18 protein-coding genes and 2 tRNA genes are annotated in these 19,394 nt (G+C 70.0%); 18 read left to right on the forward strand and 2 right to left on the reverse strand.

Going from position 1 to position 19,394, the window contains the following annotated elements; genetic code table 11:
- Positions 1–76 precede the first annotated feature (76 nt).
- The 13 genes from rpmI (at position 77) to recN (ending at position 12,620) form a co-directional block, all read left to right on the forward strand.
- A complete protein-coding gene (rpmI, locus tag OXN85_05705; GenBank protein MCY3599445.1) occupies positions 77–271 on the forward strand; it encodes a 50S ribosomal protein L35 in 195 nt (64 codons plus the stop codon).
- An 84-nt stretch (positions 272–355) separates the two neighbouring features.
- Complete coding sequence (gene rplT, locus OXN85_05710) at positions 356–712, forward strand: 50S ribosomal protein L20 (protein MCY3599446.1); 357 nt, start codon at positions 356–358, stop codon at positions 710–712.
- A complete protein-coding gene (gene pheS, locus OXN85_05715; GenBank protein MCY3599447.1) occupies positions 709–1,743 on the forward strand; it encodes a phenylalanine--tRNA ligase subunit alpha in 1,035 nt (344 codons plus the stop codon). Before rplT ends, pheS begins: the two co-directional genes overlap by 4 nt.
- On the forward strand, positions 1,740–4,229 hold the full coding sequence (pheT, locus tag OXN85_05720) for a phenylalanine--tRNA ligase subunit beta (protein ID MCY3599448.1): 2,490 nt from the start codon (positions 1,740–1,742) through the stop codon (positions 4,227–4,229). The genes pheS and pheT overlap by 4 nt, the downstream gene beginning before the upstream one ends.
- A complete protein-coding gene (locus tag OXN85_05725) occupies positions 4,207–4,467 on the forward strand; it encodes a hypothetical protein (GenBank protein ID MCY3599449.1) in 261 nt (86 codons plus the stop codon). The genes pheT and OXN85_05725 overlap by 23 nt, the downstream gene beginning before the upstream one ends.
- Entirely contained in the window at positions 4,464–4,769 is a 306-nt protein-coding gene (locus OXN85_05730; protein MCY3599450.1) for a cell division protein ZapA, read from the forward strand. Before OXN85_05725 ends, OXN85_05730 begins: the two co-directional genes overlap by 4 nt.
- Positions 4,770–4,988: 219 nt before the next feature.
- The gene (gene rny / locus OXN85_05735; protein ID MCY3599451.1) at positions 4,989–6,560 is read left to right on the forward strand and encodes a ribonuclease Y; all 1,572 of its coding nucleotides are present in this window, start codon (positions 4,989–4,991) and stop codon (positions 6,558–6,560) included.
- Positions 6,561–6,623: 63 nt separating this feature from the next.
- Positions 6,624–7,541, forward strand: a complete 918-nt coding sequence (locus OXN85_05740) for a bifunctional 5,10-methylene-tetrahydrofolate dehydrogenase/5,10-methylene-tetrahydrofolate cyclohydrolase (GenBank protein MCY3599452.1) — start codon at positions 6,624–6,626, stop codon at positions 7,539–7,541.
- A gap of 2 nt (positions 7,542–7,543) precedes the next feature.
- Positions 7,544–8,848 carry an exodeoxyribonuclease VII large subunit gene (gene xseA / locus OXN85_05745; protein ID MCY3599453.1) on the forward strand — a complete coding sequence of 435 codons (1,305 nt, stop codon included), beginning with the start codon at positions 7,544–7,546 and terminating at the stop codon, positions 8,846–8,848.
- Positions 8,845–9,126: an exodeoxyribonuclease VII small subunit gene (gene xseB / locus OXN85_05750; protein ID MCY3599454.1), complete on the forward strand. Its 282-nt coding sequence runs from the start codon at positions 8,845–8,847 to the stop codon at positions 9,124–9,126. The genes xseA and xseB overlap by 4 nt, the downstream gene beginning before the upstream one ends.
- Positions 9,123–10,037 (forward strand): polyprenyl synthetase family protein, encoded by a 915-nt coding sequence (locus OXN85_05755; GenBank protein ID MCY3599455.1) that lies wholly within the window; start codon positions 9,123–9,125, stop codon positions 10,035–10,037. The genes xseB and OXN85_05755 overlap by 4 nt, the downstream gene beginning before the upstream one ends.
- Positions 10,038–10,044: 7 nt before the next feature.
- Complete coding sequence (locus OXN85_05760) at positions 10,045–10,962, forward strand: NAD(+)/NADH kinase (protein MCY3599456.1); 918 nt, start codon at positions 10,045–10,047, stop codon at positions 10,960–10,962.
- Positions 10,956–12,620: a DNA repair protein RecN gene (gene recN / locus OXN85_05765; protein ID MCY3599457.1), complete on the forward strand. Its 1,665-nt coding sequence runs from the start codon at positions 10,956–10,958 to the stop codon at positions 12,618–12,620. Before OXN85_05760 ends, recN begins: the two co-directional genes overlap by 7 nt.
- Positions 12,621–12,645: 25 nt before the next feature.
- Here the strand turns inward: recN and OXN85_05770 are convergent, their stop codons facing one another.
- Entirely contained in the window at positions 12,646–14,307 is a 1,662-nt protein-coding gene (locus OXN85_05770) for a hypothetical protein (GenBank protein ID MCY3599458.1), read from the reverse strand.
- Between the two features lie 86 nt (positions 14,308–14,393).
- Between OXN85_05770 and OXN85_05775 the strand changes: the two genes are divergently transcribed.
- Positions 14,394–14,464 (forward strand) — tRNA-Cys (locus OXN85_05775).
- A gap of 63 nt (positions 14,465–14,527) precedes the next feature.
- Positions 14,528–15,673, forward strand: a complete 1,146-nt coding sequence (gene cax / locus OXN85_05780; protein MCY3599459.1) for a calcium/proton exchanger — start codon at positions 14,528–14,530, stop codon at positions 15,671–15,673.
- A 219-nt stretch (positions 15,674–15,892) separates the two neighbouring features.
- On the opposite strand, the gene OXN85_05785 is transcribed toward cax, so the two are convergent.
- A complete protein-coding gene (locus OXN85_05785; GenBank protein ID MCY3599460.1) occupies positions 15,893–16,081 on the reverse strand; it encodes a hypothetical protein in 189 nt (62 codons plus the stop codon).
- 183 nt (positions 16,082–16,264) lie between these two features.
- On the opposite strand from OXN85_05785, the gene OXN85_05790 reads away from it, so the two are divergent.
- The 3 genes from OXN85_05790 (at position 16,265) to OXN85_05800 (ending at position 19,366) form a co-directional block, all read left to right on the forward strand.
- A complete protein-coding gene (locus OXN85_05790) occupies positions 16,265–17,896 on the forward strand; it encodes an amidase (protein ID MCY3599461.1) in 1,632 nt (543 codons plus the stop codon).
- A 76-nt stretch (positions 17,897–17,972) separates the two neighbouring features.
- Positions 17,973–19,238, forward strand: coding sequence for a serine hydrolase (locus OXN85_05795; GenBank protein ID MCY3599462.1), 1,266 nt, complete (start codon positions 17,973–17,975; stop codon positions 19,236–19,238).
- 44 nt (positions 19,239–19,282) lie between these two features.
- Positions 19,283–19,366: transfer RNA gene (locus tag OXN85_05800), tRNA-Leu, on the forward strand.
- The last annotated feature ends 28 nt before the right edge of the window (positions 19,367–19,394 follow it).

The raw sequence follows: 19,394 nt of genomic DNA on the forward strand, positions 1-19,394 counted from the left end.
AGGGGCTGCGACCACTCCAGTACGACGACTCCGTCGCGGACGGCCACGGACGGAGCAGAACCGGAGCATACGCAAGATGCCGAAAATGAAGACGAACCGGTCCGCCGCGAAGCGGTTTCGAAAGACCGGCAGCGGGAAGTTCCGGCGCCGGCGTGCCTACCACAGCCACATCCTGACGAAGAAGAGCCCCAAGCGTAAGCGTCGGCTCCGGCAGGGGACCCTTGTGGCGAAAGCGGACGAGAAGCGGGTGAAACGGCTCCTGGGAACCTAGTTCGGGCACGGGTTCGCCCAGTCCCCGCCCATTCCCGGGACAGTACCCGGACAGTCTCAGCATCAGGAATCAGGAGGTGCGGTCATGCCACGCGCGACGAGCAGCGTTGCACGCAACCGTCGGAAGAAAAAGATCCTCAAGGAAGCCCGCGGCCAGTTTGGGGCGCGTTCGAAGCTCTACCGTACGGCGAAGAACTCCGTCGAGCGCGGCTGGGCCTATGCCTACGTCGATCGGCGCAGGAAAAAGCGCGACTTTCGCCGACTGTGGATCGCCCGCATCAACGCCGCGGCCCGGCAGAACGGCATCTCGTATTCCCGGTTCGTCAGCGGGCTGAAGAGCGCCGGCGTCGACCTCAACCGCAAGGTGCTCGCGGACCTCGCCATCCGGGATCCGGCCGCCTTTACCAAGCTCGTCGAGGTGGCCAAAGCGCACGGCCCATGACCCCGGCCGGAGCGTCTCTCCTCGATCGGCTCGCCGCCATCGAGGGGAAGGGGCTCGCCGCGATCGGGGAGGCCGCGGACTCCGCCACGCTGGAGGCCGCCCGGGTCGAATACCTGGGCCGCAACGGTCGGCTGGCCGACGTCATGTCCCTGATCGGCACGGTCGAGGCCGGGGCCCGACGCGACGTCGGACAGCGCGCGAACGCCGTGAAGACGGTGTTGCGCGGCGCCCTCGAAGCGCGCGCGAAGGCGCTGGAGAGCGCCACCGCCGGGCCGAGCGCCCGCATCGACCTGACCCTGCCCCCCCGCGAACGCTGGGTCGGCGGCGTGCATCCGGTGACCCGGGTCATCGACGAGATCTGCGAGATCTTCGCCGAACTCGGCTTCACGAGCGTGCTCGGCCCCGAGATCGAGTCCACGTGGTACAACTTCACGGCGCTCAACATCCCGCTCGATCATCCCGCCGCGGACATGATGGACACCTTCTACCTGGAGAAGGATGTCGTACTGCGGACGCACACGTCGCCCGTCCAGGCGCGCGTGATGGAGGCCTTCAAGCCGCCCGTGCGCGTCGTCGTGCCGGGGCTCGCGTACCGGCGCGACTCCTTCGATCCCTCGCACGCTCCCGCCTTCGAGCAGATCGAGGGTCTCGCGGTCGATGAAGGCGTGGATTTCGTGGAGTTCCGCGCCGCGATCGAGCACTTCGTACACCACTTCTTCGGTCCGGGGACGAAGAGCCGGTTTCGGCCGTCCTTCTATCCCTTCACCGAGCCTTCGGCGGAGGTGGACGTATCGTGCACGGTGTGCGCCGGGGGCAGCTGCTCCACCTGCAAGCGCACGGGTTGGATCACGATCATGGGAAGCGGAATGGTGGATCCCGCGGTCTTCGAGGCCGTGGGCTACGACCCGGAGCGCTACACGGGCTACGCATTCGGGATGGGACCGGCCCGCATCGCGATGGTGCGGCACGGGATCCCCGACATGCGGCTCCTCTACGAGGGGGAGATGAGCTTTCTGCAGCAGTTCGCATGAAGATCTCGTTCAACTGGATCGATGAACTGGCCGGACTGCGCGGGGAGTTGCGCGACCCGCGGGTCCTGGCCGAGCGCCTGACGATGACCGCTGCCGCGGTGGAGAAGCTCGAGACCGTGGGCGCGGAGCTGGACGGGATCGTCGTATCCCGCGTCCTCGAGACCCGTCCGCACCCGAACGCCGACCGCCTCACCCTGTGCAAGGTGGACCGGGGCGCCGGCGCGGTGCTCGACGTGGTGTGCGGGGCGCCCGTCATCGCCACCGGAGGGTTCTATCCGCACGTGGCGCCCGGCGTCGAACTCCCCGGCGGCTTCCGCATCGAGAGCCGCAAGATCCGTGGCGAGTTGAGTCACGGCATGCTGTGCTCGGAGGCCGAACTCGAACTGGGCCGCGACAAGGGAGGCATCATGCGCCTCGCGGACGGGCTCGAGCCGGGAACGCCGCTCGCGGCGGCGCTCGGCCTGCCCGACACGCGTCTCACGCTGGACCTGAACCCGAACCGGGTAGACCTCGCCTGCCACGTGGGAGTGGCGCGGGAAGTGGGAGGGCCTCCGGCGCTGCGCGGCTTCGGGGGGCCGGCGTGGTCGCCCGAGTGGCGCGACGGCGAGTCCGAGGCGAGTGGAGCCGGGGTCACGGTTCGCATCGAGGATCTCGACCGTTGTCCGCGCTACATGGCCGCCGTCATCCGGGGGGTCAGCATCGGGCCGTCGCCTACATGGCTCGCGGGCCGGCTCCTCGCGGTGGGCGCGCGTCCGATCAGCAACGTCGTCGATGCGACGAACTACGTTCTCCACGAGTTGAACCAGCCGCTGCACGCGTTCGATCTCGCCCAGCTGGCCGGAGCGGAGATCCGCGTGCGTGCGGCCGTGGCGGGCGAGCCGCTGACGACGCTCGATGGCCAGGAGCACAAGCTCACGGCCGACCAGACGGTGATCGCGGACCGCGATCGCGCGATCGCCTTCGCGGGTGTGATGGGAGGGCTCGACACGGAGGTCACGGGAGACACGGTCGACCTGCTCATCGAGTGCGCGTCGTTCGATCCGGCCGGCGTGCGGCGGACCCGGACCGGGGCGGGGCTCTCCACCGACGCGTCCTACCGCTTCGAGCGGGGGATCGATGTCCACGCCCAGGAGCGGGCGCTCGCGCGCTGCGTGGAGCTCATCGTCGCCACGGCCGGCGGCGAGGCGGAGCTCGTCGGCCTCCGCGCGGGCCCGGCACCGCCCCCGGCCCCGCCGATCGACGTTCGCGTGAGTCGCGTGAACCAGGTCCTCGGCTTCGGCCTCGAGGGGGTGGACGTCCTCGCCGCGCTCGAGCCGATCGGCTTCGAGGCACTCCCCGGCGTGGAGGGCGGCGACGGCGCGAGCGGAGCAGCCGACGTGCTGCGCGTCTCCGTGCCCGGGTGGCGCACCGATGTCGCGCGGGAGATCGATCTCGTGGAGGAGGTTGCGCGCCGCGTCGGGTACGACGCCGCGGCCGGCCAGGACCGCAGGTTCCGGCCCAGCGCCGTGCCCGCGGATCCGCGCGTCGAAAAGGCGGCCAGGGTGCGGAAGCTGCTCACTGGACGAGGACTCCTCGAAGCGCGCAGCCTGAGCTTCATGCCGGAGGACTTCCGGGGGAATCGCGCCGCCGTCTCGGTGCCGAACCCCCTCTCGGCCGAGGAGAGCTGCCTTCGATCCGCGATGGTTCCCGTGCTGCTTCGCCGCCTGGAACACAACTATGCGCGCGGCAACCGAAACGTGCGCCTGTTCGAACTCGGCACCGTGTTCGGGTACGCGTCCGGCCCTGATCGGGAAAGGGACGTGGACGGCACCGGCCGTTTCGAGGAGTCGGGCAGAGTGGGGGCCGTCGTCGCCGGAGCCCGGCGCCCCGATCACTGGTCGGGGCCGGGACTCGACTTCGACCTGTGGGATCTCAAGGAGATCGCCGGATCGTTCGCGGATCGTCTCTGCGGGGCCACGCTGGAGCCGCGCGAGGACGCCTCGACGGCGGGCGCGCCGGAGAGCGGAGCGTCCCTCGCGGGACCCTGGCTCTCCCGTGGCGGGTTTCGCGCCGTGAAGGACGGCCGCGTGGTCGGCGTGGCGGGAGCCGTGGACGGAGTGTCCCTCGACGCTCCACCGTGGGCCGCGCCCGCATTCGCACTCGAGTTCGACCTCGCCGCCGTCGAGGGGCGGACCGTGCCCGCGTACCGGAAGACGTCGCCGTTCCCGGCCGTGCGCCGGGACCTCTCGATGACGGTGCCGAGAGGCATTCCCGCCGCGGAAATCGAGCAGGCGGCGAGAGAGGCGACGTCCGACCTCCTGCGTGACGTACGCCTCTTCGACGTCTACTCGGGCGAAGAGATCGAAGGCGGCCGCCTCGGACTCGCATGGACGTTTCGCTTCCGGGCCCCCGACCGTACGCTCACGGATCGCGATGTCGAATCGGAGATGTCCGCGCTTTCCAACGCCCTGGAGAAACGGTTCGGTGCCAGAATCCGGAAATCTTGACCGACAACGGGAAATCGAGCGACTGCTCGACCGCCTCTCCCGGGCGGCGGGCAGGATCCAGACCCCGCGGACGGAACCCGGGGTCGCGGGCCCGAGCGGACCGGCGACCCCCGACATGGAGGAGCGACTCAAGGCGGTGACGGCCGAGAACCGTCGCCTGCGCGAGATGCTGGCCGAGGCCAGGGCAAAGGCCGTGCGACTCCGCAACCGCCTCGCTCACGTGGAGGATGAGGTATGACTTCAGCGGATGATTCGCCTCCGATCAGCGTAACGATCTTCGGCGACCGATACCGGATCCGGACGGACCGGGGTGAAGCGCACACCCGGGCGTGCGCGAAGTACGTGGACGACGCGATTCAGCGTGCGCACATGACGGGTGCGGCCGAACTCCACCGCGCCGCGATCCTCGCCGCGCTCGAGATCACCGATGAACTCCTGCAGGCCCGCCGCGACGTCGAGCAACTCACGGCCGCCGTCGAAGCGCGGGTCACGGAAGTGACCGAACGGCTCGAGTCCATCGCGGGCAACACCGTGCCGTAGCTTGCGGCGTGCAGAGTCCCAAGCGACGTTTCCTGGCGTGAGTTAGAGGGAATCAGCAGCGGTGTGCTGTCCGTAAGGCGGCTTCGCACGAGCGTGGCCCCAGCTTCAGATAGATGATCGGTCGGAGCGCATCGTTCCGTCCGATCTGAGCGGCATGCACCGGTGGATGAGTCCGCCGGTTTTTTTGTTCATAGATGGTTCGAGGATTGGAGTCTGGCCATGCTGGAATCCATCACCGTGCCGACGATGCTGTTGGCCATCGCGGGTCTCGTGGCGGGGGGCCTGGCAGGGATTCTGATCGAGCGGCGGGGCCTGCGCCGGGCGCGTGGCCGCCTTGAGAGCGACGGGCGGGACATCGTCGAGTCCGCGAGGTTGGAGGCGGGCAGCCTCCGCAAGGCGGCGGAACTTGCGGGGCGCGAAGAGGCACAGCGGCTCCGGGAGGAATCGGCCAGAGAGGCCGAGCGCCGGCGCGCCGAGCTGGAGCGGCTGGAGCAGCGGACGCTGGAGCGGAGCGAGACGCTCGAGCGGAAACTTGAGAAGATCGACCAGCGGCAGGAGCGGGTGGATCGTCGCCGCGAGCAGATCGAGGCGGAGCGCGGCGAACTCGAAACGCGCGCGAAGGCACTCGTCGACCGCGAGCGGGAACTCGGCAGGCGGCTCGAGGAGATCGCGGGCATCAGCCGGGAAGCCGCGCGCCGTGAATTGGTGGGCCAGATTCGCGACCAGGCGCGGGCGGACGCCGCACAGCACGTGCGGGAGGTCACCGAGCGGGCCCGGGGCGAGGCCGAACGGGAAGCCCGCAAGATCATCTCCCAGGCGATCGAGAAGCTCTCCGTCGATCATTCCTCCGAAGCGGCCGTCTCGGTCGTCACTCTCCCCAGCGATGACATGAAGGGCCGAATCATTGGGCGCGAGGGCCGGAACATCCGGTCCTTCGAGGCGGCCACCGGCGTCGACGTGGTCGTGGACGATACGCCCGAGGCCGTCATCCTCTCCTGTTTCGATCCCGTCCGCCGCGAAGTCGCGCGGCTGGCGATGGATCACCTCGTCGGCGACGGCCGGATCCACCCCGGCCGCATCGAGGAGGTCGTGGAGAAGGCGCGGGACGACGTCCAGGCGACGATGCGGCAGGCGGCAGACGAGGTTCTGTACGAACTCGGCATCCACGACCTGCACCCGAAACTCCGCGAAGTGCTCGGCGTCCTCCGCTTCCGGACCAGCTACGGGCAGAACCAGTTGCAGCACGCGCACGAGGTCGCGCTCATCGGGGCGACGATGGCGGCGGAGCTGTCGCTCGATGCGCAGCTGGTGAAGCGCATGGGTCTGCTGCACGACATCGGCAAGGGGCTCACGCATGAGAAAGAGGGGAGCCACGTCGAGATCGGCTACGACCTGTGCAAGCAGTGCGGGGAGAAGGACGGGGTGCTGAACGCGATCCGCGCGCACCACGGCGAGGAGCCCGCCCGTTATCCGGAGACCTTCCTCGTCACGGCGGCGGACGCGATCTCGGGCGCCCGTCCCGGCGCCCGGCGGGAGTCTTTTGAGCACTACGTGAAGCGATTGGAGAAACTGGAAGAGATCGCGAGTTCCTGGGACGGGGTCGAGAAGGTCTACGCGATTCAGGCGGGGCGCGAGATCCGGATCATGGTGACCCCGGACAAGGTCTCCGACGAAGAGATGGCGAGGCTGTCGGAGCGGACGGCCCGCCGCATCGAGAACGAGTTGCAGTATCCGGGGCAGATCAAGGTCGTCGTCGTGCGCGAGTCGCGGACCGTGGACTTCGCACGCTAACCACCACGCTACCGGCCACGCTGACAACCACGCTACCAGCCACGCGAACAGCGGAGAGAATGAATGACGGCGCAGCTCATCGACGGGAAGCGGATCGCGGCCGAGATCCGCGCTGAAGTGGCGGAACGGACGCGGGCCCTTGCGGAGCGGGGGATCCGGCCCGGCCTCGGCGTCGTCCTCGTCGGCGACGATCCCGCCTCGCACGTCTACGTGCGGATGAAGACGCGGGCCTGCGAAGAGGCCGGGATCTACGCCCGCGACATCGCGCCGCCGGCCGACATCGGCCGCGCGGAACTTCTCGGCATCGTTGACGAACTGAACGCGGATCCGGCCATCCACGGGATTCTCGTACAGCTCCCCCTGCCTCGACACCTCGATGAGCGCGAGGTGACGGAGAGGATCGATCCGGCCAAGGATGTCGACGGGTTTCATCCCGTGAACCAGGGGCGAATGTCCCAGGGAGACGCCAGCGCCTTCCGCCCCGCCACCCCCGCCGGCGTGCAGGAACTCATCCGTAGGACGGGCGTGGAGACGTCCGGCGCCCACGTCGTCATCGTCGGCCGCTCGAACATCGTCGGCATGCCGATGTCCCAGATCATGCTGCAGAAGGAACCCGGGGCGAACGCCACGGTGACCGTGGCGCACAGCCGGACCGCGGATCTCGGCGCCGTGACGCGCCAAGGGGAGATCCTCATCGTCGCCGTCGGTGTCCCCGGCATCGTCCGCGGCGACATGGTGCGGGAGGGCGCCGTCGTGATCGATGTGGGCGTGAACCGGGTCGAGGACCCGACCACGGAGCGAGGCTATCGGCTCGTCGGCGACGTGGCGTTCGACGAGGCCGCGGAGCGCGCGAGCTGGATCACTCCGGTTCCCGGCGGCGTGGGGCCGATGACGATCGCCATGCTTCTCCGGAACACCGTGAGGTCGGCGGAGCGGACGGCGAGCCTCGCCGCGGCGGGGGCGGTGGCGGCGTCGAGTTGACCGTGACGCGTCAGGCCTCGCTGTTCGGCGCGGCGGAAGTCCGCGATGGCCGCTCGCCGGAGGGCGCGATCACCGTATCCGACCTGAACGAGGCGGCGCGCGGCACGCTGGAGAAGCGGTTCGGCGACCTCTGGGTCCGCGGCGAAGTGACGAACTGGACCCGATCGTCCGCCGGGCACCGCTACTTCTCCCTCCGGGACCAGGAGCGGGACGCCAGCGTCGCGTGCGTTTTCTTCCGGGGGGATGCCTGGCGCCTGCCCGCGGATCCGGAGGACGGCATGGAGGTCTTCGTCCACGGCTGTCCGACCCTCTACGCGCGGCAGGGCCGGTTCCAGTTGCGCGTGCGCGCCCTCGAGGCGGCCGGCGAGGGATTGTGGCGGATCGCCTTCGAGCGGCTCCGCCGGGAACTGGCGGCCGAGGGCCTGTTCGATCCGGAGCGGAAGCGTCCCCTGCCTGCGTTCCCTCGCCGCGTGGGCGTCGTCACCTCGCGGGGCGGCGCGGCCGTTCACGACATCATCACCGTGCTCCGTCGGCGGGCCCCCTGGGTCGATATCGTGGTGCGCCACTGCCGCGTGCAGGGCGAGGGCGCCGCCGCCGAGGTGCGGGCCGCCCTCGGGCGTCTCGCGGATTGGGGCGCGAGCGGTCCGGACCGGACGCTCGACGCGATCATCCTCAGCCGGGGCGGCGGGTCCGTGGAGGATCTGTGGTGCTTCAACGAGGAGACGGCGGTTCGCGCCGTCGCGGCGAGTCCGGTGCCGGTCATCTGCGCCATCGGGCACGAGGTCGACGTGACCCTGTGCGAGTTGGTGGCGGACCTCCGGGCGCCGACGCCGTCCGCGGCGGCGGAACTCGCCGCGCCGGACATCCGGAGCGTCCGCGCCTCGCTCGACGTGGCGGGGAGGGGTCTGGCCCGCGGGCTGCGCCGGCTCATCGTGCGCGGGAGCGATCGCGTGGAAGCGCTCGCGCAGCGCCTGCCGGCCTCCGCGGGCCACGCGCGCGATGTGGCGAAGCTGCGCCTCGACACGATGGCGGCCCGCCTCCCGGCGGGGATGGAGCGCGTGCTTGCCCGCTCTCGCACACGGCTTGCCGAAGTGGCCGCATCGCTCGACGCGCGGAGCCCGCTCAAGACCGTGGCCCGCGGCTACGCGGTCGCCACGGATCTCGATGGACGCCGTCTCACGCGGATCGACGACTTCACGCCGAGCCAACGCTTCCGCCTGCGGGTCACCGGGGGGCGGGTCGCGGCGACGACGGACGCCGTGGAACGCGACGCGGCGGAGCCGGATGCCGGGGAGCCGGACGCATGAGCGAGCCTTCGAGGGAGTTCGAATTCGAGACGGCGATCCAGGAACTGGAACGGATCGTCGCCCGCCTCGACCGGGAGGGCATCGGCTTGGACGAGGCGATCGCCCTCTTCGAGCAGGGGATCGGCCGTCTTGGGGAGGCTCGGCGCTGGCTCGAGACGGCGAGCGGCCGTGTCGAAGAACTCATCGCTTCGTCCACGGGACGGCTGGAAGCGACGCCGATGGAAGGTGCGGAAGCGGCGGGAGGCAAGCCGGAGGACCGGCCGGACGGCGAACCGTGACCCTCGAACCGCACGAGCTGCACGAGCTGCGTGCCGCCATCGATGATGAACTGGAGGGCTGGCTGTCCGAGACGCTGCGGGGGACGGGCCCGATCGCGGAGCCCATCCGGTACGCCGTGCTCGCGAAGGGGAAGAGGATCCGGCCTCTCCTCTTCGTCGGGGCGTGGGAAGCCGCGGGCGCCGCCGCCGGGTCGGGCGCCGGGAACGGCGCGCGTGCGCTCCATCGCGTGGCGCTGGGGCCCGAACTCGTCCACACGTATTCCCTGATCCACGATGATCTTCCGTGCATGGACGACGACGACCTTCGCCGGGGTCGGCCGACGGTGCACGTCCGTTACGGAGAGCGCGCGGCCGTCATGACGGGCGCGGCGCTGCTTCCGCTCGCCATCCGCGCCGTGGCCGAGGGAGCGGCGGGCCTGAAGCTGCCGGATCCCGTAGCGGCCCGGCTCATCGGGGTCCTCACCGCCGCGGCCGGCAGCGACGGCATGGTCGGCGGCCAGCTGCTCGACCTCCTCGCGGAGAAGAAGAGCGTCAGCTCCCAGGCGCTCGAACGCATCCATCTCGGCAAGACCGCTCAGCTGATCGCGGCCTGTTGCACCATGGGCGGCGTGGCGGCCCGCGCGTCCGAGGAGACGGTCGATCGGCTGACCCGCTTCGGGATCGCGATCGGGCTCGCATTCCAGACGGTGGACGATATCCTCGACGTCACGGGATCCTCGACCCGCATGGGGAAGATCGGCGGGCGGGACGAAGCCCTGGGAAAGGCGACGATGCCATCGGTCCTCGGTCTGGAGGGCGCGAGAGCCCGCGCGGAGGAGTTCGGCCGCGACGCGCTGGGCGCGATTTCACCGCTGGCGGGCGCGGACCGGCTGCGCGAAATCGGACGCCTCGTCCTCGACCGCGACCGTTGAGCGGCCCATGAAATTCTTCATCATCGGCATCGCCGACCACCCGGAACTGGAACCGCTCCTGCAGCGCGTCGAGCGGAAGGCGGACGAACTCGGGGTCTCGCTCCTCTTCGAACCGCCGCTCGCGCAGATGGCGGGCCGCGACTCCGCCGCGCCGGAGGAGATCGAAGGGGATGTGGCCCTCGTCCTGGCCCTCGGCGGAGATGGGACGCTGCTGCGGGCGGCGCGTCTGGCGGCGCCGCGCGGGATCCCGGTGCTGGGCTGCAACCTGGGCCGGCTCGGGTTTCTCACCATGGTCTCGGAGGATGAACTCGAGGCGGCGATGTCGATGGTGGCGAGCGGGGACTACGCGCTCGAGAAGCGGCTCGCCCTCCGCGTCCGGGTGGTTCCGAACGGATCCAGCGGGCCGGACGGACGGAGCTTCTACGCGATCAACGACGCCGTCATCCACAAGAGCGGCTTCGCCCGCCTGATCGGGCTGCGCGTGCTGGCCGACGACGACGAAGTGGGACACTACAGCGCGGACGGCATCATCCTCGCCACGGCCACGGGCTCGACGGCCTACAGCCTCTCCGCGGGCGGGCCCATCGTCTCGCCGACGATGGAGGGCATCGTCGCGACGCCGATCTCGCCGCACACGCTCGCCGTGCGCCCGGTCGTGTTCTCGGGAGACACGAGGATCTCCGTCGAACTCCTCTCGGGGGACCACGACCTGCAACTGACGGTCGACGGACAGCCCGGTTGCCGTCTCTCGGTGGGGGACCGGGTGGAGGTCGCCCGCTCGAGGCACGCCGTGGGGCTGGTCCGGCTGCCCCGCCATTCGTTCTTCACCGTCCTGAGGCGGAAGCTGCGCTGGGGCGACGTCCGCGAACACCCGACGGCCCCATCCGGGGGCTCCGGGCGGGACGGCGAGGAGCCAGGATGCTGAGGGAGCTTCGGGTCCGGAACTTCGCCGTCGTCGAGGAGGCGACGCTTGAGTTCGGACCGGGCCTCAGCGTGCTCAGCGGCGAGACGGGGGCGGGAAAGTCCCTCCTCGTCGAAGCGCTCGCGCTCCTCGTCGGAGGCCGGCCGTCGCAGGACATGATCCGGGCGGGCACGGGCGCCGCCCGCATCGAAGGCCGCTTCGAGATCGAGGACGTCGAGGGACTGCGGACGCTGTGCGAGGACGCCGGCGTCGATCACGAAGATGGCTGGCTCATTCTGTGCCGCGAGCTGCGCCGCGAGGGCCGGCATCGGGCCTGGGTGAACGGCTCACCCTCCACGGCGGGAAAGCTGCGCGAGTTCGGGGGCCGGCTCCTGGACCTCCACGGACAGCACGATCACCAGCGGCTCCTCGACCGCGCGTGGCAGCGCCGGATCCTGGACGCCCACGGCCGGCACGAGGCGCTGGCCACTCGGACGGCGGTCGCATTCGAAGCGTTGCGCGGGATCGAGGGCCGCCTGGAGGAGACGCGCCGCGCCGCGCGCGAGGGGCGTGAACGGGCGGACTACCTGCGCTTCAAGCGGGACGAGATCGCCGCCGCCGGGCTCGAACCGGACGAAGATGGGGCGCTCGAATCGGAGGCCCGACGCCTCTCGCACTCGGAGGAGCTGATCGAACTCTCGGGCTCGCTCCATCACGGGCTGTACGAGGCCGAGGGATCGATCGTCGATCGGCTGGGCGAGTTCGCGGCCCGACTCGAGGCCCTCGTTTCGATCGACCGCGAGGCGGGCCCCTTTCGCGACCTGCTCGACGCGGCGCTCCGCAACGTGGAGGAACTCGGACGGAACCTGGCGCCGTACCGCGATTCGATCGAGCACGACCCTCGGCGGCTCGACGAGATCCGCGTCCGGCAGGATCTCCTGTACCGGCTCAAGCGCAAGTACGGCGGCACGCTGGAGGATGTGATCCGGGTGGGCGAGGAGGCACGGCGCGAGTTGGAGACCGTGCGGGGCGCCGATGACGAGATCGAGCGCCTCGAAACGGCGCGAGAAGCCGCGTCCACCGACCTGGCCGCGCTGGCGTCCGAACTCTCCGAGCGGCGCCGGGAGTCGGCCCGCGCGCTCCTCGAGGCCGTGACGGCCGCGCTCCCGGAACTCGGTCTCCCTGGAGGCCGCCTCGAGATCGCGCTCGACGCATTCGGCGAGATCAGGGCGACCGGCGCCGAAAGGGTGGAGTTTCTTGTCTCCCTGAATCCGGGTTTCCCCCCGGCGCCGCTGCGGCGCGTCGCCTCGGGCGGCGAGATGAGCCGCCTCATGCTCGCGCTCGAGACCGCCCTCATCGAGGTGGACGACCTGCCGGTACTCGTGTTCGACGAGATCGATGCCGGGATCGGGGGAGAGGTGGCGCACCGGGTGGCGGCCCGGCTCGTGCGGCTCTCCGCCGCGCACCAGGTGCTCGTTGTCACGCACCTCGCGCAGATCGCGGCGCGTGCCGATGCCCACTACTCCGTCGGCAAGGTCACGGAAGCCGAAGGCGTCCGGACATCGGTCCGGGTGCTCACCGGCGGGGAACGCGTCCACGAAGTCGCTCGCATGCTCGGCGGCGACCCGGCCAGCCGTGCCTCGCGCGCCCACGCCGAGGAGCTGCTCGCCGGCCAGTTGTAGCGCCGGCCGAAGTGGGGTTGCGCCGCTAGAAGATGCTGATCGGGAAGCGGAGTTCGGCCCCGTAGCGGAAAGAGGCCGGCGTCCGTCCCCCGGAGCCGGAGATTGCCCGCCGCAGCGAGATGCCGAACTGGTAGGCGCCTCGCACCGGCTTGGCCCCCTGATGCAGTTCCTCGACGCCGCCGGCCTCGGAGATATCGATGAGGAGTCCGACGCCCAGCCGGTGGCGGGTCTGCGCTCCCTCCTCCGCCACCGTGTTCGGGTCCAGCCCTTCGATCATCCCGACGAACTGATAGGTGGGCGCGGGCAGCCGGAAGTAGTCGTACTCGAGTCCGACGCTGAGGCCCGTGTTGAAGCGCAGCGAAGGGCGGACCAGAACCGCGACGTAGTCCCCCAGATCCCTCCTCATCAGCGCCACCAGGTCCTCCTGGTTATAGGGGCGATCCGGAGGCGAGAAGCGGATCACCGCCTCGTCCGTGCGCTGCATCCCGTAGCGCGCGGACGCGCGGATCATGAAGCGGCTCCCGAAGGCGATGTCCTGGTACAGCGCCAGCTCGATGTCGGTCTGGCCGTCCCCGATCGGGATGTCCGCCGAATTCGACGGGTCGCCGAAGATCGTGAGGTTGCGGTTTCGGATCGGGAGGCGGGCGAGTGCGCCCACGCTTGTACGCAGCCGCACGCCGCGCTCCGGGTCCGCTCCGGAATCCGACCCCGCCGCCGCCGCCGCGCCCGGCCCCGGGATCGGCCTGCGGCGCGTGATGCCATCGAAGAGGTTCACACGGACGAAGACCTCGACCTCCCCCAGATCGAGCTCGTTTCTGCTGTCCCTCGGCAGTCGGTCGGCGAAGCCCTGACCGAGGAACAACGAATTGAAGTCATCTTCCGTCGCGAACTCGGGCAGGGAGAGCTCCGGCAGCGTGAGGCCGAGCGCGTCGAACGCCGCCGCAAAATCCGCGAAGCGCTGCGCCATCTGGGTCCCTGCCACGCTGGAAGCGGTGGGAATCAGGGCTCCGGCGGCGGCCCGCTGCCCCAGAGTGTTGACGAAGTTCCGCGTGGCGCTCTGGAGCGCGATCGCTTCCTCGAGCGCAGTCCCCGTCAGCGTGCCGCCGCGGATGAGCGAACCGAGATCGTCGAGCGCCGACCGCGCGTCCACGACAAAGGGCGCACCGGCCTCGAAGGCCACGCCGTTTCCGGTCACGGTCGCGGTGGAATCGAAGGCGAACCCCACCGTCATGTCCGTGAGCGTGAAGGGAGCCCGGGCGCCGACGCTGACCCAGTCGAGGACCCCCAGCTCGACGCCGAGCCCGAGTCGGCGTACCTGGGCCCGCATCGCCGAGAAGTCGAGCCCGCCGAACGAGAAGTCGTCCTCGGTCACGGGTTCGAAGCCGAGCACCTCGGCATCGCCGTTGAGTTCCTGGATGAGTGCGAAGGGAGGGGGGAACATGCGGCGGGCGAGCGGACCGTCGAAGTGGGCGGCCAGCGGCTCGCGCTCCCCATCGAGGATCCCCGCGCTCGAGTCGAGGGCGAACTGTTCGGTCCAGTTCAGCAGGGTCGGCGCCACGGTGAGCCACAGCTTCCCCTGCCTCGGCAGTCGGGCGTCGGTGAACTGCCCGGCCAGATGGACCGGAGCCATGGCCGTGGAGACGAGGGCGAGGAGGATCGGGAGGACGCGTCGGGTCAGCGGGGGCATCGCGCGAGTATAGCAGCCCGGGGCGCGATGGAGAACCGTCCGGCGGTGGCATCCGTATGGTCGCTCCATTAGGCTGTGCGAACTCCGGCGCCGTGGCCGAGTGGTTAGGCAGGGGCCTGCAAAGCCCCCTACTCCGGTTCGAATCCGGACGGCGCCTTTTTCTTCGGATCTCCCTTCGGATCTCCCTTCGCATTTTCCGCGAACACAGGAGGAGAACGGGTTGGCTCTCAAGCTGAAAGCGGACCAGGTTCTCCTGCTCCTTCTCGTCTTCGTTCCCATCACGCTCATTCTCGAGTACGTCGTCCACGCGTCGGCGACCACGCTGTTTCTTACCTCCGCGGTCGCGATCGTTCCCCTTGCCGGGATCATGGGGAAATCCACCGAGATGCTGGCCGAGCATGTGGGCGCCGGTCTCGGAGGACTGCTCAACGCGACGTTCGGGAATGCCGCGGAACTCATCATCGCGATCTTCGCGCTCCGGGCGGGCCTGCATGACCTCGTGAAGGCGTCGCTCACGGGGTCGATCATCGGGAACATCCTCCTCATCTTCGGGCTCAGCGCGCTGCTCGGGGGTCTGAAGTTCCGGACACAGACCTTCAACCGCACCGCGGCCAAGCTGGGCTCCACGCTATTGCTCTTGAGTGCGGTCGGGCTCGTCATCCCGTCGCTGCTGTACTATCTCCGGGACGGGGCGGAGGCCGGGACGGCCGCCGCGACGGGAGCGGCCGCGGCGGCTGGATCCGGTTCGGGGTGGTTGAGCCTCGAGATCTCCGTCGTCCTCATCGTCTGCTACGTCCTCTCGCTCGTCTTCGCGCTGCGGACGCACGCGGAGCTCTATCAGGGGACGGCGCACGCCGGCGGCGAGACGCACGCGGGTGGCGCGGCGCACGCGGATTCCGCGTGGTCGAAGGGCAAGTCGTTCGCCGTCCTCGTCGGGGCGGCCGCGCTCGTGGGCTGGATGAGCGAGATCCTCGTCGGCGGGGCAGAGGAGGCGGCCCACTCCCTCGGGATGACCGAGGTCTTCGTAGGCGTGATCGTCGTCGCTCTCGTCGGCAACGCGGCGGAACATTCGACGGCCGTGCTCGTCGCCCTGCGGAACAAGATGGACCTGTCGATTCAGATCGCGGTGGGATCGTCGCTCCAGATCGCGCTCCTCATCGCCCCGCTCCTCGTCTTCCTCTCCTACGCGATCGGGCCGGAGCCGATCGACCTCGTCTTCTCGCCGCTCGAGGTCGTGGCCGTCGCGGTCTCCGTCCTCGTCGTGGGACAGATCGCCGATGACGGCAAGACGCACTGGATGGAGGGCGTCCTTCTCCTCGCCGTCTACATTCTGCTCGGCCTCGCCTTCTTCAACCTCCCCGGCTAGCAGCCCCACCCGGCCCTCCGTCCGCCGGACCGGGGCAAAGCAACGCTTCCCGGACTCGGCGCGTCTCAGTGTTCCGGACGCGCGGAACCTTTTAGCGCTCCGCGGGGTCGGGTCTTGCGGGAGAACTGAAGCCGGGGCGGCGGATCACCCTCCTGTGGCAGGGACGACGTTGGGATGAAGTCGGATGTACCGAAGTGGTCGCGTGCGCCCCGGCCTCTCCTATCGCCCATCGTCGCCGTACAGTTCCTCGCGGCTGCATCGGAATCCCTCCGGCCAGGGCCCAAAGTCGTGCGGCGTGAAGATGTCGTCGACGGTGAACCGTCGGCCGGGTTCCGGGTCGGTCTCCACCTCGATCCCGTCGCGGTCTTCCGGCTCCTCCCGAGGAAGGGGTTTCTCGGTTTCGCGCATTTCCGTGTCATCTCCTGATCCGATCGTCCGGGCACTCAATCTAGTGGCTTGTCGGGCAGGGTGTTTCTCCGCAGTCTGAGTTCCTAGGGCAGCTCGGCCCGAACCAGGATCGGCCCGTCTCAACCACAGGAGTAGCGTGTGTCCGCAAAGCACGAACCAGAGATCGGAGAAGGCGGCGTGGAGATGTCACGCGGAGGGATCCGACGGCGAGGGTTTCTGAAGGCTGCGGCCGCAGCGACGGCGGCGGGAGCCCTGGATCCCCGGGTGCTGGTGGCCGCTCCAGACGCGATTCCCGCCGCTCCCGGCGCTACGGGGCCGAGGGCACCGCACGCTGCCGCGCAGGAGGAGGTGATTCCGCTCGGGAACGGGGAGCCGCCGGCGCTTCAGTTCCAGGCGTATCCGGGCGGGACGGGGGCGTTGCTGGAGAAGTACTGGCGCGCGGGGATGAACCCGTTCGAGAGAACCACGATCGATGTCGAGCCCTGGGAGGGGCCCGTGCCGTCCACCGAGGAGGAGATCGCGTTTCTCCCCGTACACCGGCTGTCGGCCCTCGTCAGGGAGCGCCGGGTCTCGCCGACGGAACTGTTCGACATCTACATGGAGCGCATGAAGCGGTACGACCCCGTGCTGCTGTGCGCCGTGACGATCCTGGAGGACCGGGGGAGGGAAGAGGCGGAGCAGGCGGAGGCCGAGATCCGCGCGGGCGAGTGGCGCGGGCCCCTGCACGGGATTCCCTACGGTTTGAAGGACCTCTTCTCGACCGTCGGGGCGCGGACGACGTGGGGCTCGGCCGCGTTCCAGACCCAGATGATCGAGGAGGATGCGGAGGTCGTGCGCCGGCTGAACGCGGCGGGCGCCGTGCTCATCGCGAAGCTCGCGACGGGCGAGTTCGCGCGGGGCGACCGCTGGTACCGCGGCCGGACGCTGAATCCGTGGAACCTGGCCTGGGGATCGAGCGGGTCTTCCGCGGGGCCGGGGTCGGCGACGGCGGCGGGCTGCGTCGCGTTCTCGATCGGGACCGAGACGCGCGGGTCGATCGTCTCCCCGAGCCGCCGCAACGGGCTGAGCGCCCTCCGCCCCACCTTCGGGCGCGTGAGCCGCTACGGGGGCATGGTGCTCTCGTGGAGCATGGACAAGACGGGGCCCATGTGCCGCACGATCGAGGACTGCGCGCTCGTGTTCAACGAGATTCACGGGTCGGACGAGAAGGACCCCGCCTCCATCACGATGCCGTTCCGTTTCGAGCGGAACCCGGACCTGGGCGCGCTCTCGATCGGCTACACCGAGGACGCGCCGCACTCCTTCGTCGAGAAGCTGGAGGAACTCGGGGCCCGGCCGCGGCTCATGCGCGAGCTGCCCGCCCAGTCGGCGAGCTCGCTCGGCGCTGAGTCGTCGTCGGCCTTCGACTTCCATGTGGCCCCGGGCGGGGAACTGCCCCCGGTGCCCGAGGGGCTCAGCGAGGTGGAGGAGCGCGACTTCACGCGGTTCCGCCGCGGGCGCGAGGGTCTGGCGATGGACTACGTGCACGCGCAGCGGCGGCGCCTCATCGTGATGCAGCGCATGGCCGAGGCGATGGAGGGTTTCGACATGTTCGCCACCGGCTCGGGAGAGGTGGGGCTCACGAACGAGACGGGGCACCCGGCGGCCGTCGTCCAGTACGGCTTCGGCCCGCTCGGGCCCGAGGGCGAGGAGGCGGAGCAGCCCCTGACGACCACGCTCATCGGGGATCTGTTCGCGGACGACAAGATCCTGAGCGTGGCGCACGCCTTCCAGGCGGCGACGGACTGGCACACGCGGCATCCCGCGCTCGACTGACGGGGGCCCGGCCACAGACGGAAGCGCGACAGACGGAAGCGCGACAGACGGAAGCGGAGGACGAACGATGAACAGAATGCCCAGGCGCCTCCTGTGGGGCGTACTCCCGGTGCTCGTGGTCGGAGGGGCGCTCGCCGTGGCCCGTGCCCCGGGGTCGTCGGCGGCCGAGGCGGACGCGGGCCGCCTCGAGCGGCTCAGCGGCGCCCTGGAGTCCTACGTGGAGGAGGGGGAGCTGGCCGGCGCCGTGGCCCTCGTCGCGCACGAAGGCGAGGTCTCCTACCTCGAGGCGGTCGGCCACCGGGACGTCGCGGCGGGCGACCCGATGGAGACGGACGACATCTTCCGCATCGCCTCGCAGACCAAGGCGATCGTGAGCGTCGGCGTCATGATCCTCCAGGAAGAGGGAGGACTTCTGATCTCCGACCCGCTCGGCCGCTATCTGCCCGAGTACATGGAGACGACGGTCGCCGTCCCCGATGGGGCGGGCGGATACGACATCGTCCCCGCGAACCGGCCGATCACGATCCGGGACCTGCTCACGCACACGGCCGGGATCGGCTACGGGGGCGGTCCGGCGGCGGAGCTCTGGGAGGAGGCGGGCATCCAGGGCTGGTACTTCGCGCACCGCGACGAGCCGGTCCGGGAGACCGTGCGGCGCATGGCCGCCCTCCCCATGGACGCGCAGCCGGGCGAACGCTACGTGTACGGCTACGCGACGGACATCCTCGGCGCCCTCGTCGAAGAGGTGTCGGGCGAGCCGCTGGACGCCTTCCTCCGTACGCGGATCTTCGAGCCGCTGGGCATGGTCGACACGCACTTCTACCTGCCGGAGGAGAAGCGCGACCGGCTCAGCGTCGTGTACTCGGCCTCGGAGGGCGGACTATCGCCGGCGCCCGACCCCGGCGGCATGGTCGGCCAGGGCGCCTACGTCGACGGCCCGCGGACGAGCTTCTCCGGCGGGGCGGGGCTCCTCTCCACGGCGCACGACTACGCACGCTTCCTCCAGATGATGCTGAACGGAGGCGAACTCGACGGCGCGCGGATTCTGTCGAGCAAGAGCGTGGACCTCATGACGGTCAACCACGTGGGGGACCGGTTCAACTGGGATGGCGGGGTCGGCTTCGGCCTCGGGTTCAGCGTGCTGGCCGATCTCGGCGCGCGCGGAACCCCCGGCTCGGTAGGCGAGTACGGGTGGGGCGGCGCGTACCACTCGACGTACTGGGTGGACCCCGCCGAGGATCTCGTCGTCGTCTACTTCACGCAGCTCATCCCGACGGGCGGCTTGGACGACCACGCGAAGCTGCGCACCCTGGTGTACCAGGCGCTCGACGAGATGCAATAGCCGCGCGCGGCCCGCTGTTGTAGATCTGAGGGCCGCGCTCGCGAGCCGGAGTGGCGGAACTGGCAGACGCGCCGGACTCAAAATCCGGTGGGAGCAATCCCTTGAGGGTTCGAGTCCCTCCTCCGGCATCACGCTTCGCCCCCGTTTCCCCGACGT

Source organism: Candidatus Palauibacter australiensis, from assembly GCA_026705295.1.
Classification (GTDB): domain Bacteria; phylum Gemmatimonadota; class Gemmatimonadetes; order Palauibacterales; family Palauibacteraceae; genus Palauibacter; species Palauibacter australiensis.